Here is a 12,581-nt window from a genome sequence, read left to right on the forward strand (position 1 = left end):
CCCCCTTCGCGAGCAGGCTCACTCCTACAGGGTTCTGCGGTGGGCGCGGAGTTGGCGACTGGCCGAGATCATTGTGGGAGCTGGCTTGCCAGCGATGGCGGTGGGTCAGTCAACGTGATGGTGGCGCGAAGAGCCTCAGGCCGGCGCCCAGCGCCGATGCAGCCAGCGCGCCAACGCATCCAGCGCAAAGCCCAGCACACCGATCAGCAGCACCATCGCCATCAGCTCCGAATACGCCAGTCGATCTCGCGTATCGAGAATGAAGTAGCCCAGCCCCGCGCTGACCCCGAGCATTTCGCACGGCACCAGCACGATCCACAGAATGCCGATCGACAGCCGCACGCCGGTCAGCACATGGCCGAGCACGCCGGGCAGAATCACTTTGCGCAGGGTTTCCCAACGGGTGGCACTGAGGCTGCGACTGAGTTGCAGCCAGCGCGGGTCGAGTTGGCGCACGCCGGCCACGGTGTTGAGCAGGATCGGCCACACCGCAGCGAAGGTCAGCAGAAAATAGATCGGCTGATCGCCAACGCCCAGCAGCATCACCACCACCGGCATCCACGACAACGGCGAGATCATCCGCAGAAACTGAAACGCCGGCGTGGTCGCCGCCTCCAGATGCCGGTAGCTGCCGATCATCAGGCCCAGCGGCACGCCGATCAGCAATGCCAGCAGCAGGCCGACCACAATCCGTTTCAGGCTGACCAGCACATGCTCGTACAGCTCCGGGCGCAACAGCAGTTCGCCGAGGCTGCCCAGGGTTGCCTCGGGTGAAAAGCGCAGCGCCAGGCTGTCATTGCCTCCGAACACGTGTACGCCCAGCCACCACAGCAGCAACAGGCACAACAGCCCTGCTACGCCCAACAAACCGTGCACGGTCGATGAAGATCGCTGACGCATCAGAGGCTGAACTCCTCGCTGCGTTCGAAGCTTTCCGGCAAGCCGAAAGTCTGCATGCCGCCCACCGCCGCGATGGCATTGCGCACGAAGCGGTCATCCACCAGATCTTTAGCGGTTTGCTGCGGATCGAGGCCGGCGAGGAAACCCTTGTCGCCCTCGATCAGCGTGTCCTTCAGACGCTTGACCAGCTCTTCGGTGTAGCTGGGAAATGGATACGGCTGAAAGTCGATGCGCTGCTCGTCCCAATGGCTGTGCTGGATCGCGCCGCTGGCCATATACTGCTCGCGGTCGCTGGTGGCCGGCGCCAACACCCGGTCGAGCACCGGTTGCGCGTGCGGCGTGTAGCGATTTTCGCCGTCCTTGGACAGCAGTTTCGCCGCCTCGGCGCGGTTGTCGCGGGTCCAGACCTGCGCCTTGACGATCGCGTTGACCACTTTCTGCGACCACTCGGGACGGTTGTTCAGATCCTGCTCATGCATGAACACCACGCAGCAGGCGTGATTGCGCCAGACGTCGCCGGTAAAGCGCTGCACGCGGCCAACCTTGAGTTCCTCAGCCAGGGCGTTGAACGGCTCGGCAACGATGTAGCCGGCGATGCGTTTGCTCGCCAGGGCGGGCGGCATGTCCGAAGGCGGCAGCACCAGCAGATTGACTTCGTTCGGCGCCAACGCGGCGCTCGCGGATTTGCTCACCGGCACCAGACCGTGATCGCGAAACAGCTGCTGCACCACCACGTTATGAATCGAATACCAGAACGGAATCGCCACCGATTGCCCGCCGAGTTGCTTGACCTCGGTGATGCCCGACGCCACGGTCAGGCCGGAGCCGCCGACGTGGTTCCACGCCACGACCTTGGCCGGTACCTTGCTGCCGTAACGCGCCCACACGGTCATCGGCGACAGCAGGTGAATCACGTTGACCTGCCCGGAAATGAACGCCTCGATCACCTGCGCCCAACTGCGCAGCAGCACCGGGCGCTCGGCCTGAATCCCTTCGGCTTCGAACAGGCCGTTGTTGTGCGCGACCAGCAACGGCGTGGCGTCGGTGATCGGCAGATAACCGATGCGCACTGGCGCGTTCGGCTCGGACGCGGCGCGGGCGTTGAGGCTGTTGAGCAACGGCAACGCGCCGCCAGCGGTCAGCAGCGCGCTGAGTTTGAGGAAGTCACGACGTGTGTGAGTGAAGTCATCCAGGCACATGGTCAATCTCCGACGTAGCGGGCACAGGTTGAATGAGGGGGTTGCGGCTCGCCCGCCGAAGGGTTTTGAGGATGTCGATGCGCAGCGCGCCCAGTTCCTCGACCAGCTCGGCACGCGGCTGAGGCAGGTCGATGCGCCACTCGCCGAGGATGTGCGCCGGGCTGTTACCCAGTAGCAGAATCCGCTCGGAGAGCAGCAGGGCTTCGTCGATGTCGTGGGTGATCAACACGGCCGCGGTGTGGTGCTCGGCGATCAATAGCAGGAGCAACTGCTGCATGTCGGCGCGGGTGATTTCATCCAGCGCGCCGAACGGTTCATCGAGCAACAGCACCTGCGGCTGACGGGCCAGACAACGGGCCAACGCGGTGCGTTGGGCCATGCCGCCGGACAATTGCGCCGGATGCTGCGAGCGCGCATGTTCGAGGCCGACCGCAGCAATCGCGTGGTCGATCCGCGCCTTGCGCTGCTCGGCCGTCAGGTGCGGCTGGCGGGCGAAGTCGAGGCCGAAGGCGACGTTCTTTTCCAGGGTCAGCCACGGCAACAGGCTCGGGTCCTGAAACGCCACCGCCACCCGTGGATGCGCGCCGGTCAGTGGCTCGCCAAGCAGGCTCACCCGGCCCTGTTGCGGCGCCTGCAAACCGGCCAGCACCCGTAGCAGGCTGGACTTGCCGACACCGCTGGGGCCAAGAATCGTCACCACTTCACCGGGCTGCAATTGCAGGTCGAAGTGTTCCAGCACGGTGTGCCAGCCCTGCTCTCGCGGGTAGCCGAGGCTGATGCCCTGCGCTTCCAGCAACGCTGCGGTCATGCCGTCGCTTCCCGTTTCTGCCGCTGCAATTCGGCGCGCAGTTGCACCAGGCTCGGGGTGACGATCGGCACGAACGCCGACTCGCGCCAGCGCCGGGCGAAACCGCTGCCGTGCTCGGTCAGGTAGGCTTTGCCACCGCTGGATTGCAGTTCCAGTTGCACGGCGTTGGCGGCGGATTCGGCCAGCGCGATGCGGATCTGGAACAACGCGCCCGGCTGGGAGAGGAAGCGCCCGTCGTGCAGGCCTTGCTTGAGCGCGTCGACGGTCTGCGCCAGTTGCTCGCGCTGCTCCTGCAACGGCTCCAGCAGGATCGAACGACCGTCCTGCAAATGCCCTTCGACCTCGGCCAGCGCCCGTCGCGCCAGACCAATCGCCATGCCGCATTGCAAGCCGAGAAACGCCGGGCGCACTGCTGGCAGAAACTTGCGCGCGTCGTCATGCAGCAGCCATTCGCGTCCGACCGCCACTTGCGTGAAATCGATCGCAGCGGTGTTGCTCGATTGCAGCCCCATCAGTTGCAGATCGGCGGAACGTTTTACGCCGGCAGCGTCATCGGCGATCGCCAGCACGAACGGTGAACCGCCCTCCTCGTGCTCGATTGCAGCCGCGACCACAAAACCGCTTTTGCGCAGATTGGTCACCCAGTGCAGGCGCCCGTTCAAGGTCCAGCCATCGGCGGAGTTGGCGGCGCGCACTTGCAGTGCCTCGATGCCGGACAGGTACTTCATCGCGTTGGACAAACCGGTGGCCCCGGCCAGTTCGCCGCTGAGCAACGCCGGCAGCAGTTTTTCCCTCAGCGCAGCGTTGGGGCTGTGCAGCAGGTATTCGATAAAGGCCCGTTGGCCCCAGAACACAAACGCCGCCGCCAATGAATGGCTGGCGACGTTCGCCAGCACTTCCACCGCATCGCTGACGTGGCCACCGCTGCCGCCCAGTACCGGGCTGATACCGACCCGCAGCACCCCGGCCTGCGCCAGTTGCGTCAAAACCTGCTGCGGATCGCCGTCGCCCGCATCCAGTGCCTGAGCGTTGTGTTCCAGCCATTGAATCAATGCCGCATTGAGCATTTGGTATTTCTCCATTTACGCAGCAGCATCAACCATAGACGACGCTGCCGGAACCGCCGACCGATTACGCGCGATACGCTGCCAGCTCAGGGTTGAGCGGCGTGTCGGCAAACACGTTGGCGAAGTTGCACAGGGTCGCCAGGCTGATGCCGAGGATCACTTCCAGGGCATTGCCTTCGGTGTAGCCGGCGGCCTTGAACTGGTTGAAGGTCTGATCGCTGACCTTGCCCCGGGTAGCAATCACCTCGCGGGCAAACGCGGCCAGGGTTTCCAGTTTTTCCACGGGCACAGTGGCTTTCTCACGCAGCGCACTGACCACTTCCGGCGGCAGTTTGGCCTTATTCAGCGCCACGGCGGTATGACCTGCGACACAGAAATCGCAACCATGGTTGGTCGCGGCAATCAGTTGCACCACTTCGCGCTCGGCCAGGCTGAGTTCGGACTTGCCATTGAGCGCCGATACCGTAACGTAGGTTTCCAGCGCGGCCGGGGCATTGGCCAGCACGGCCAACAGGTTCGGAATGAATCCGGAGTTTTTCTGCGCATTTTCCAGGAACGGTCTGGCGGCTTCGGGAGCGCTTTGCACGGTGTGTAGAGTGACGCGCGACATGGAGTGGACTCCTGCTGTTGAGTGTCCGGCCAGTCTGTTGGTTATAAAAATTTCGATCCATATTCTAAAGTAGCGATTACTTGCTCCTGAGTGTTTCCATTAGATGATTTCGTCCAGCCCCTTGGTTGATTGGTTATTAGAAAGTCTCGAACTTGATGCCAGCCTGTTTCACGTCGGCCGCTATTGCGGTGGCTGGCATGCGAGCACGCACGGACTTGCGCGCGCCAGTTTTCATCTGATCGTGCAGGGCCGCTGCTGGCTGCACATTGACGGGCAGGAGCAGTCGATAGCGTTGAACGCTGGAGATGCGGTGTTTCTGCTGCGCGATCTGAACTACCGCCTCTCCAGCGCCGAAGAGCCGGCCCTCGCCCAGACGCTGCCGCGCAGGGCCATGACCGCGCTCGACAGTCAGGCGCAGGACGGTGTCGGCCTGGTCTGCGGCTTCTTTCATTTCAAGTCGGGATTGTCATCGCTGATCATCGAAGGCTTGCCGGACTGGATCATCCTGCGCGCGGGCGATCCTTCTTCGAGCGCGGCGCGAGCCTTGTTCGAGTTGATCCTGCAAGAGTGCGAGCGCCTCCCGGCGCCTTCCTCGGCGCTGCTCGAACGCTTGAGTCATCTGCTGTTCCTGTACGTGTTGCGCCAACAGATGGCCGACAACCAGAGCCTCGGCGGCCTCGTGGCTTTGGCGCGCAATCCGCAGTTCGCGCCGTTGCTGGACCAGTTGATCGAACAGCCGCAATTGCCGTGGTCGCTGGAGAGCATGGCGGCGAGTATCGGCCTGTCGCGCTCGGCGTTTTTCAAACGCTTCAACGAACTGGCCGGGCAATCGCCGGGGCAGGTATTGCTGGCGTTGCGCATTCGGCATGCCTGCCAGTTGTTGCGGGCCAATCACACGGTGGAACAGGTTTGCGCGGCGGTGGGCTATCAGTCGATAGCTGCGTTTACCCGGGCGTTCGCCAAGTCGGTGGGGGTGCAACCGGGGGCTTATCGCAAGCAGCATGAGGGGCGCTGAGCGACGCGTTAATATGCCGTCGCTGCTGGAAAGCACCGAGAGAAACTGTGGGAGCGAGCTTGCTCGCGAAAGCGTCGGCACAGGCAAAATCTCCAGCGACTGATACACCGCTATCGCGGGCAAGCCCGCTCCCACAGTGAATGGTGTCGATCAGCGGATCTGTGTACTCCGCAAAAACCTGTGGGAGCTGGCTTGCCAGCGATGGTGTTGGTGCATCCAGCATCTTTATTGACTGAACCGGCGCTATCGCGGGCAAGCCCGGCTCCCACAGGGGAGATGTGTGGATCACGGGATTTGTGCACGCCACGAGACCTGTGGGAGCCGGGCTTGCCCGCGAAGGCGGCGGTACATTTGGCATCCTGGCTTGGTTCGTTCCTTATTCCACTAATCAACCACAAAACCATTTTTTAATCTTTTATCGCTATTAACATCGCCTTCTATAATTGCGCCCTGTACTCAACTCATAAAAAAGGATGCTCCATGCAAAGACGCCTGTTACTGGCAGCGCTATTCGTCGCTATCGCCGGTTGTGCCAGCCCGCCGCCTGCCGCCGTTCACACCCATGACCCCGCCAGTTCGACCCTGCAAGGCGATGCCACGCGTCCGGCGCAGGCGCAGTGGATTCGTACTGAGTTGTACTTTTCGGTAGGCACGGTGGATGGCAAGGAAGGCGCGGTCAGCCCGACGCGCTGGCGCGAGTTTCTCGACAAGGAAGTGACGTCGCGGTTTCCCGACGGCTTCACCGTGTTCGATGCCTATGGGCAGTGGCGTGATCATGGGGCGAAGGAGCCGGAGCGGTTGAGCACCAAGGTCATCGTGATCCTCCACGAGAACAATCCGCAGAACGCCACCAACATCGAGGCGATTCGACTGGCGTACAAACGCATTACCGGAGACCTGTCGGTACTGCGCCTTTCGCAACCGGCCGACGTTTCGTTTTAATCGCTGATCTGCCCCAGAGCTTGCCGAGGCGTCGACGCCACGCGGCTCAATCCCGCCAACAGCAGCGCGCCCACCAGCAACACGCCAATCCCCAGAAACGCGCCCCAGCCCACTACCGTCACGCTCGAATAGAGCATGTACAGGCACAGGCCAAAAAACAGCAGCGGCACCAGCGGATACAACGGCACCCGGACCGGCCTCGGCACATCGGGAAAACGCCGCCGCAGAATGATCAGCGCCAGGCTGCTGAAACTCAGAAACAACCAGTACACCGGGGTCAGGTACTCGACCATGGTGTTGAATCCGCTCTGGGTAAAACTGCCGAACAACACCAGCAACAACGCCACCGCGCCCTCGGCCAGCAACGCCTTGCGCGGCACGCCATCGTCCTCGTGCCACTCGCCGAAGCGACGCAACTGCGGCACATCGCGGGCGGCGGCGTAGGTGGTGCGGGCGCCGACCAGCAAGGTCGAGTTGATGGTGGCGATGGCCGCGATGCCGACCATCAGCAGAATCAGCAGTACACCCGGTGCGCCGAATGCACGGTTCAACAATTCCACTGCCGGTGCGTTGCTTGCCGCCAGCCCGGCGAAACCCAGACCGCGCACAAACGCCCAGTTCAGTGCCAGATAGATCGCCATCAGCAGCGTCAGCGCGCCGAGCATGGCGATAAAAATTCCGCGTCGTCCATCGCGCACTTCCGCCGACAATGTGGCCGCATCACTCCAGCCGCCGAACGCCAGAAACACAAAAATCATCGCCGCCGAAAACCCGGCCATGCCGGTGTTTTCCGGCGCAACCGAAACGCTCGCTGGTGCTGCTTCAACCCCCTGCCACACCAGCCACACCCCGGCGCTAGCGATGCTCAGAAAGCCCAGCGCCAACAAGCCGACCAACAAGGTCTGGGTGATGAAACCGATGTGCTTGCCGGTGAGATTGAGCAGCACCAGCGCGGCGATCACCCCGCCGGCAAACAGCCCCGATCCGTACCGACCGAGCGGCAGCACGGCATTGACGTAATCGGCAAACATGAACGCCGACAAGGCGATCCACCCGGTGTGCATCACCGAAAAACGCGACCAGGCGAACAGGAACCCCATGCGTTCGCCATAGGCCGTGCGCAGAAAGTGATAGTCGCCGCCCGGATGTGGAAATGCCGTGGCCATTTCGGCAAAGCACAACGCCCCGGCCATCGACGCCAGGCCGCCGAGCACCCAGACCCAATAGAAATATTCCGGCCCGACGTTCAGCGCCACGGTCGGCGCGGTCTTGAGGATGTCGGTGGTGATCACCATGCCCAGCGTGATCAGCAACGCCTGCAACACCGGCAGATGGCGCTTGGGGCCGTTCGAATGATTCATGCAGAGTCCCGCAGAAGGTCCGCCATCCATGGCGGCTCGGCTCAGAAGCCGTAGGTGGCGCTGGCGTAGTAGTACGCGCCGTTGGTGCCAATTGGCGACAGCACGTCATACGGCAGGTTGCCGCCGTAGTTGATCGCCGAGCCGGAGCGTTCCGGGTAATTGTCGGTGAGGTTGTTGCCGCCCAGGGCGACGCTGAATTTCGGGGTGAATTTGTAGGTCACCTCGGCGTCCAGTTGCCACACCGCGCCATAGGTCTGCTCCGGTTGCGAGTCACCGAAGTCGAACACTCGGGTGGTCTCGCCCTGACGAGTCAGACGCCCGAGCAGGCCCCAGTGTTCGCTGGCCCAATTGGCGCTGAACACGAAGCGATCCTTGGGCGCGGCGTCGGTCAGGGTGTTGGTTTCTTCAACGCCGACCAATGCATCGTTGCCGATGCCCAATGCCGTCAGTTGCGACGGCGTGCCTTTGGTGCTGGTGACTTTGGTGTGGTTGTAGGTGTACGCGGTGGTCAGGCCCAGTTGCCCTTCGTATAGCGGCTGATGGTAGTTGAGCACCAGTTCGGCACCGTGGGTGCTGGTGTCGGCGGCGTTGGTGAAGAAGTTGACGTCATGCACCCCGGCCACGCCGAAGTTGTCGTTGATGTATTGCTCCATGGCGTCGCTGCCGATGCGCTGCGACAGGGTGATGCGGTCCTTGACGTCGATGCGGAACACGTCAAGGGAAGCATCGAAGCGCTCGTTGAGCTGGAACGTCAGGCCGAGGCTGAAGTTTTTCGAAGTCTCCGGATCGAGCTTCTCGGCGCCCAGCGCACGGGCAATCGGGTCGTTGACCGAGAGCACGCGAATATCGGTGAGCGTGCCGCCTTCGCCGAAGTTACTGGTGGTGTTCTGGAAACCGCTTTGCGCCAGCGACGGCGCACGGAAGTTGTTCGACACCGCACCGCGCAGCGCCCACTGCTCGGTCAGTTTGTAGCGACCGCTGAGCTTGCCGGTGAGCTTGCTGCCGGCATCGTCGTAATGTTCCCAGCGAGTGGCGGCGTCGACGAAGAAGCGCTCGGTGAGATCGCCCGACAACTCGGCGTAGGTCGCAAACACGTTGCGGTCCAGGTCCGACTCTTCGCTGGGGCGCAGGCCATTGGCGCCGTCAGCGCCGGAGCCGATGTAAGAGGCCTCGTCGCCGGCGTAGGTCAGGTAGTTTTCGTAACGGTATTCACCGCCCAGCGCCAGCACGAACGAGCGTCCGCCGAGGCGCAGTTCGCGGCTGAAATCGAGGTTGGTGGTGGTCTGGCGCAGCTCGTAATCGCCAGTGTCGAACTTCGTGGGTGAGTCCGCGCCGAGGCTGACGTTGAGCGTGCGGCGGGTGGAGCCGTCGAAACGGTTGCGGCCATGGGTGACGCTGCTGTCGAAGTCCCAGTCCTCGCCAATCATGCCTTTGAAACCGGCGGTGGCAGACACATCCTTGTTATCGCCCAGCGACTGCGGCAGGTAGCCGTTGGGGTAGAACTGCGGCTGCTCGTAGGGGTAGCGATAGAACTCGGCGCCAGTGGTGTGGCGCTGGTTGTAAGTGCCGAAGCTGTAGGCTTTGCCGCCGGCCAGCGGCAGCTCGCTGTTGAACCACAGGTTGACGTCACGCGCCAGGCCGTCGCCCATCACGTAATTGCGCTGGTCGGGGGTATCGGCAAAGCCATCGAAACCGGCGCGGTTGGTCGGGTTGCGATTTTTGTACTCGGTGCCGCCACGAATGAACCCGCCCTCTTCGCCCAGGCGCGTGCCGATCTTGGCGGTGGTCACGCTGTTCTGGCCGTCGGTGGTGGTTCTGCCGATGGCGTCCTGATGGGTGTGAAACGCGCCATAGCTGGTGGACACTTCGCCGCCCTCAGGGGCGTCGTCGAGGATGATGTTGATCACCCCGGCAATCGCGTCGGAGCCGTACTGCGCCCCGGCGCCGTCGCGCAGCACTTCGATGCGTTTGATCGCGCTGATGGGGATCGAGTTGAAGTCCACCGGCGCCGTGCCGCGACCGATTTTCGACGAGTCGTTGACCACCGCTGAAGTGTGACGACGCTTGCCATTGACCAGCACCAGCACCTGGTCCGGGCTCATGCCGCGCAACTGTGCGGCGCGCACATGGTCAGCACCACCGGAGTTGGACTGCCGCGGCATGCTGAACGATGGCAACAACGTTTGCAGCGCCTGGCCCAGCTCACCGTCGGCCACGCCGGTGGACTTGAGGTCGGCGGCGGTCAACACGTCCACCGGCACTGGAGAATCGAGCACCGTGCGAGCAGTGCCACGGGTGCCGGTGACCAGCACGGTACCCAGCCGTGTGTCATCGTCAACGCGGGTGGAAGTGTCTTCGGCTTGCGCAGGAAGTTGCCAGATCGCACCGACCACCGCGATGGCCAGTAATGAACGGGAACGCTGATACATGTGACAGCTCCTTTATCGCAGCTAATACCCGGCCGTTGCCGACAATAAAGGGTCGGCAATCAATGCGCGGCAATGTCTGCTGTAGTTTTAGAAAGCAGGAAGGTGGTGAAGGCTGGTTAAACGTATTGAGTTGGTTAAGCGCAGAATCCCCAAAGTTAGTTATTTCCCCTTGAACACCGATGCTAGACGGGCCGAAGGCCTGCCGTAAAAGAACCAATAACACTTAGGTTAGATCAGGCTGATTAAATGTATTTAGTCCAACACAAGTGTTGCTGGACAAACAGTTGATGCAACTAACAAACAACGATTACAACTGCAAAAAAGATCCCTGTGGGAGCTGGCTTGCCAGCGATAGCGGTGTGTCATTCAACAGAAACAGTGACTGAATGGACGTCATCGCTGGCAAGCCAGCTCCCACAGGGTGATTGTATTAGTCGAATTCCTTTTCCAGCCAGGCATCCTCGGCAATGTCCAGGGCCTGCGCACTGAAGCGTTGCTCCGCAAACGGATCGGCGTGCAGGTGAAAGCCGTTGCGTTCCCAGAAACCGGGTTGTTCTTCGTCGACAAACTCCAGGCCGCGCAGCCATTTGGCGCTCTTCCAGAAGTAGCGCCCCGCGACCACCAGTCGCAGCGGCCAGCCGTGCTGGGCGGTCAAAGGGACGCCGGCGTAATGGGTGGCCAGCAGGCTGTCCGGGTGCAGCAGGTCGTCGAGTGACAGGTTGGTCTGGTAGTCGTGATCGGCGTGGGCCATGACGAAACGCGAAGCGGGCTGAATGTCGAAGACGCTCAGCAGATCCTGCAGATGCACCCCGCTCCACTGCGTGTCGAACTTCGACCAGCGTGTCACGCAATGAATGTCACATTGCAACTCGCGCTGCGGCAACCTTTGCAGGTCGGCAAAACTCAACTCGACGGCACGCCCGACCTTGCCGAACAGGCGCAGTGACCAGGTTGCCAACTCATACTCCGGCACCGTGCCTTCGTGGAGAATCGGGAACCGCTCGGTCAACACCTGCCCCGGCGGCAAACGTTGACCGAGCGCCGGATCAGCCTTAGGTGCGCGGCTGTTGCGCAAACGCATGGCTTTGTTGTGCATGTTCACTCCCAAGCGCGTCAGGATGCCTGCCGCGCATACAGCGCATCACCCGGTGAGAACCGCTGCATTCAATTCGCCACAGGAATCCACTCAGCCCGCGCCACATTGGCGGTATCGCCGAACGCCGGCAGCTTCTGCGCCAGGTCACGGACGTTTTTCACGTCCAGATCGAGCAACTGCTGACGGGTGATCAAGGTCGGTGGCACCAGCACCTGATGTCCCGGATTTTCGCCGGCAATCAACATCGCCAGACTGCGCACGCTGATCGCCCCCGCCACTTGCGGATTGACCGCTGCGGTCGCCGCCCAGGCGCTGTCCGGTTCTTTCATGATCTGGATGTCGGCGGTGGAAATATCGGCGCTGTAGATCTTCACCTTGCGCCCCAGCCCGGCCTCGTCGACAGCGATTTTCGCGCCTTTGGCGAACTCGTCGAACGGCGCGAAGATCACGCTGATATCCGGATTGGCCCGCAGCACCGCGCTGGCCTGATCGGCCACCGAGTTGGCAATCGGCGGGTTGAGCGTGCCGAAGCGCGCCTTTTCGATGATGCCCGGATTGGCCTGTTTCACCTGACTCCAGATCTCGTCGCGGCGCTCCATCGGCGTGAAGCCGCTGATGTACACGTAACCGGCATCGAACCGCGTGCCGTTGTCCTTCACCGCCTGATCCAGCGCCAGTCGCGCCAGTGCATGGTGATCCTGTTCGACCTGAGTCACTTGCGGACTGTTCAGATCAACGTCGAACGCCACCACCTTGATGCCTTTGGCGATCGCCCGGTCAATCGGTCCCTTGAGGGTTTCCGCCAGGCCCAGTTGCACGATGATCCCGTCGACCCCGAGGTCGATCGCCTGATCGATCATCTCGCCCTGACTCGCCGCCTGCTGCCGCGCATCGAACACCCGCAGATTGGCCCCCAGCGCCTCGGTCTGTTTCTCCACGCCGCGCAGGTACGCCTCGGGAAAGTCCCCGGAAAACAGATAACCGACCAGCGCGATCTGCACCTGACCTTTATCGAACGGCGCCGGAGCACCCGGCAATGCCTTGGCCTGAGCGCTCAAAGCCAACGCCGAGAGCACCGCGCCGGCGAGGCAATGGCGTGCGAACTGCTTGATTGAACCGTGCATACATCTTCCTTGCAGCGACAAATGAACCGG

The 12,581-nt window shown here is 62.3% G+C and carries 11 protein-coding genes and 1 pseudogene; 3 read left to right on the forward strand and 9 right to left on the reverse strand.

The annotated features are described in order from the left end of the window. Window positions 1-135 precede the first annotated feature (135 nt). The 5 genes from ABV589_RS02700 to ABV589_RS02720 form a co-directional block, all read right to left on the reverse strand. On the reverse strand, window positions 136-900 hold the full coding sequence (locus ABV589_RS02700; RefSeq protein ID WP_367084752.1) for an ABC transporter permease: 765 nt from the start codon (window positions 898-900) through the stop codon (window positions 136-138). Beyond that, on the reverse strand, window positions 900-2,099 hold the full coding sequence (locus ABV589_RS02705) for an ABC transporter substrate-binding protein (RefSeq protein WP_367084753.1): 1,200 nt from the start codon (window positions 2,097-2,099) through the stop codon (window positions 900-902). The genes ABV589_RS02700 and ABV589_RS02705 overlap by 1 nt, the downstream gene beginning before the upstream one ends. Then, window positions 2,086-2,907 carry an ABC transporter ATP-binding protein gene (locus tag ABV589_RS02710; protein ID WP_367084754.1) on the reverse strand — a complete coding sequence of 274 codons (822 nt, stop codon included), beginning with the start codon at window positions 2,905-2,907 and terminating at the stop codon, window positions 2,086-2,088. Before ABV589_RS02710 ends, ABV589_RS02705 begins: the two co-directional genes overlap by 14 nt. Further along, window positions 2,904-3,974, reverse strand: a complete 1,071-nt coding sequence (locus tag ABV589_RS02715) for an acyl-CoA dehydrogenase family protein (RefSeq protein ID WP_367086162.1) — start codon at window positions 3,972-3,974, stop codon at window positions 2,904-2,906. The genes ABV589_RS02710 and ABV589_RS02715 overlap by 4 nt, the downstream gene beginning before the upstream one ends. A gap of 64 nt (window positions 3,975-4,038) precedes the next feature. Then, complete coding sequence (locus tag ABV589_RS02720; RefSeq protein ID WP_007966370.1) at window positions 4,039-4,584, reverse strand: carboxymuconolactone decarboxylase family protein; 546 nt, start codon at window positions 4,582-4,584, stop codon at window positions 4,039-4,041. Window positions 4,585-4,687: 103 nt separating this feature from the next. On the opposite strand from ABV589_RS02720, the gene ABV589_RS02725 reads away from it, so the two are divergent. The 3 genes and pseudogenes from ABV589_RS02725 (at window position 4,688) to ABV589_RS02735 (ending at window position 6,541) form a co-directional block, all read left to right on the forward strand. Beyond that, window positions 4,688-5,599 carry an AraC family transcriptional regulator gene (locus tag ABV589_RS02725; protein WP_367084755.1) on the forward strand — a complete coding sequence of 304 codons (912 nt, stop codon included), beginning with the start codon at window positions 4,688-4,690 and terminating at the stop codon, window positions 5,597-5,599. An 11-nt stretch (window positions 5,600-5,610) separates the two neighbouring features. Then, window positions 5,611-5,736 (forward strand): annotated as a pseudogene (locus ABV589_RS02730) (DUF4381 domain-containing protein); the annotation flags it as partial. Between the two features lie 343 nt (window positions 5,737-6,079). After that, on the forward strand, window positions 6,080-6,541 hold the full coding sequence (locus ABV589_RS02735; protein WP_367084756.1) for a DUF3574 domain-containing protein: 462 nt from the start codon (window positions 6,080-6,082) through the stop codon (window positions 6,539-6,541). Here the strand turns inward: ABV589_RS02735 and ABV589_RS02740 are convergent. The 4 genes from ABV589_RS02740 to ABV589_RS02755 form a co-directional block, all read right to left on the reverse strand. After that, window positions 6,538-7,902 carry an APC family permease gene (locus ABV589_RS02740; protein ID WP_367084757.1) on the reverse strand — a complete coding sequence of 455 codons (1,365 nt, stop codon included), beginning with the start codon at window positions 7,900-7,902 and terminating at the stop codon, window positions 6,538-6,540. The genes ABV589_RS02735 and ABV589_RS02740 overlap by 4 nt on opposite strands. 41 nt (window positions 7,903-7,943) lie before the next feature. Then, window positions 7,944-10,331 carry a TonB-dependent receptor gene (locus tag ABV589_RS02745; protein ID WP_367084758.1) on the reverse strand — a complete coding sequence of 796 codons (2,388 nt, stop codon included), beginning with the start codon at window positions 10,329-10,331 and terminating at the stop codon, window positions 7,944-7,946. A gap of 430 nt (window positions 10,332-10,761) precedes the next feature. Next, on the reverse strand, window positions 10,762-11,427 hold the full coding sequence (locus ABV589_RS02750; RefSeq protein WP_367084759.1) for a sulfite oxidase-like oxidoreductase: 666 nt from the start codon (window positions 11,425-11,427) through the stop codon (window positions 10,762-10,764). 68 nt (window positions 11,428-11,495) lie between these two features. Further along, window positions 11,496-12,551, reverse strand: coding sequence for a substrate-binding domain-containing protein (locus ABV589_RS02755; protein WP_027614163.1), 1,056 nt, complete (start codon window positions 12,549-12,551; stop codon window positions 11,496-11,498). Window positions 12,552-12,581 lie beyond the last annotated feature (30 nt).

Origin of the sequence: Pseudomonas sp. HOU2, from assembly GCF_040729435.1 — a bacterium.
Taxonomy (GTDB): Bacteria; Pseudomonadota; Gammaproteobacteria; order Pseudomonadales; family Pseudomonadaceae; genus Aquipseudomonas.

Bases quoted from the DNA above. Each gene is read 5' to 3' on its own strand.
- ABV589_RS02715 (WP_367086162.1), bottom strand. From the start codon at position 3,974: ATGCTCAATGCGGCATTGATTCAATGGCTGGAACACAACGCTCAGGCA.
- ABV589_RS02745 (WP_367084758.1), bottom strand. From the start codon at position 10,331: ATGTATCAGCGTTCCCGTTCATTACTGGCCATCGCGGTGGTCGGTGCG.
- ABV589_RS02735 (WP_367084756.1), top strand. From the start codon at position 6,080: ATGCAAAGACGCCTGTTACTGGCAGCGCTATTCGTCGCTATCGCCGGT.
- ABV589_RS02750 (WP_367084759.1), bottom strand. From the start codon at position 11,427: ATGCACAACAAAGCCATGCGTTTGCGCAACAGCCGCGCACCTAAGGCT.
- ABV589_RS02740 (WP_367084757.1), bottom strand. From the start codon at position 7,902: ATGAATCATTCGAACGGCCCCAAGCGCCATCTGCCGGTGTTGCAGGCG.
- ABV589_RS02755 (WP_027614163.1), bottom strand. From the start codon at position 12,551: ATGCACGGTTCAATCAAGCAGTTCGCACGCCATTGCCTCGCCGGCGCG.
- ABV589_RS02725 (WP_367084755.1), top strand. From the start codon at position 4,688: ATGATTTCGTCCAGCCCCTTGGTTGATTGGTTATTAGAAAGTCTCGAA.
- ABV589_RS02720 (WP_007966370.1), bottom strand. From the start codon at position 4,584: ATGTCGCGCGTCACTCTACACACCGTGCAAAGCGCTCCCGAAGCCGCC.
- ABV589_RS02705 (WP_367084753.1), bottom strand. From the start codon at position 2,099: ATGTGCCTGGATGACTTCACTCACACACGTCGTGACTTCCTCAAACTC.
- ABV589_RS02700 (WP_367084752.1), bottom strand. From the start codon at position 900: ATGCGTCAGCGATCTTCATCGACCGTGCACGGTTTGTTGGGCGTAGCA.
- ABV589_RS02710 (WP_367084754.1), bottom strand. From the start codon at position 2,907: ATGACCGCAGCGTTGCTGGAAGCGCAGGGCATCAGCCTCGGCTACCCG.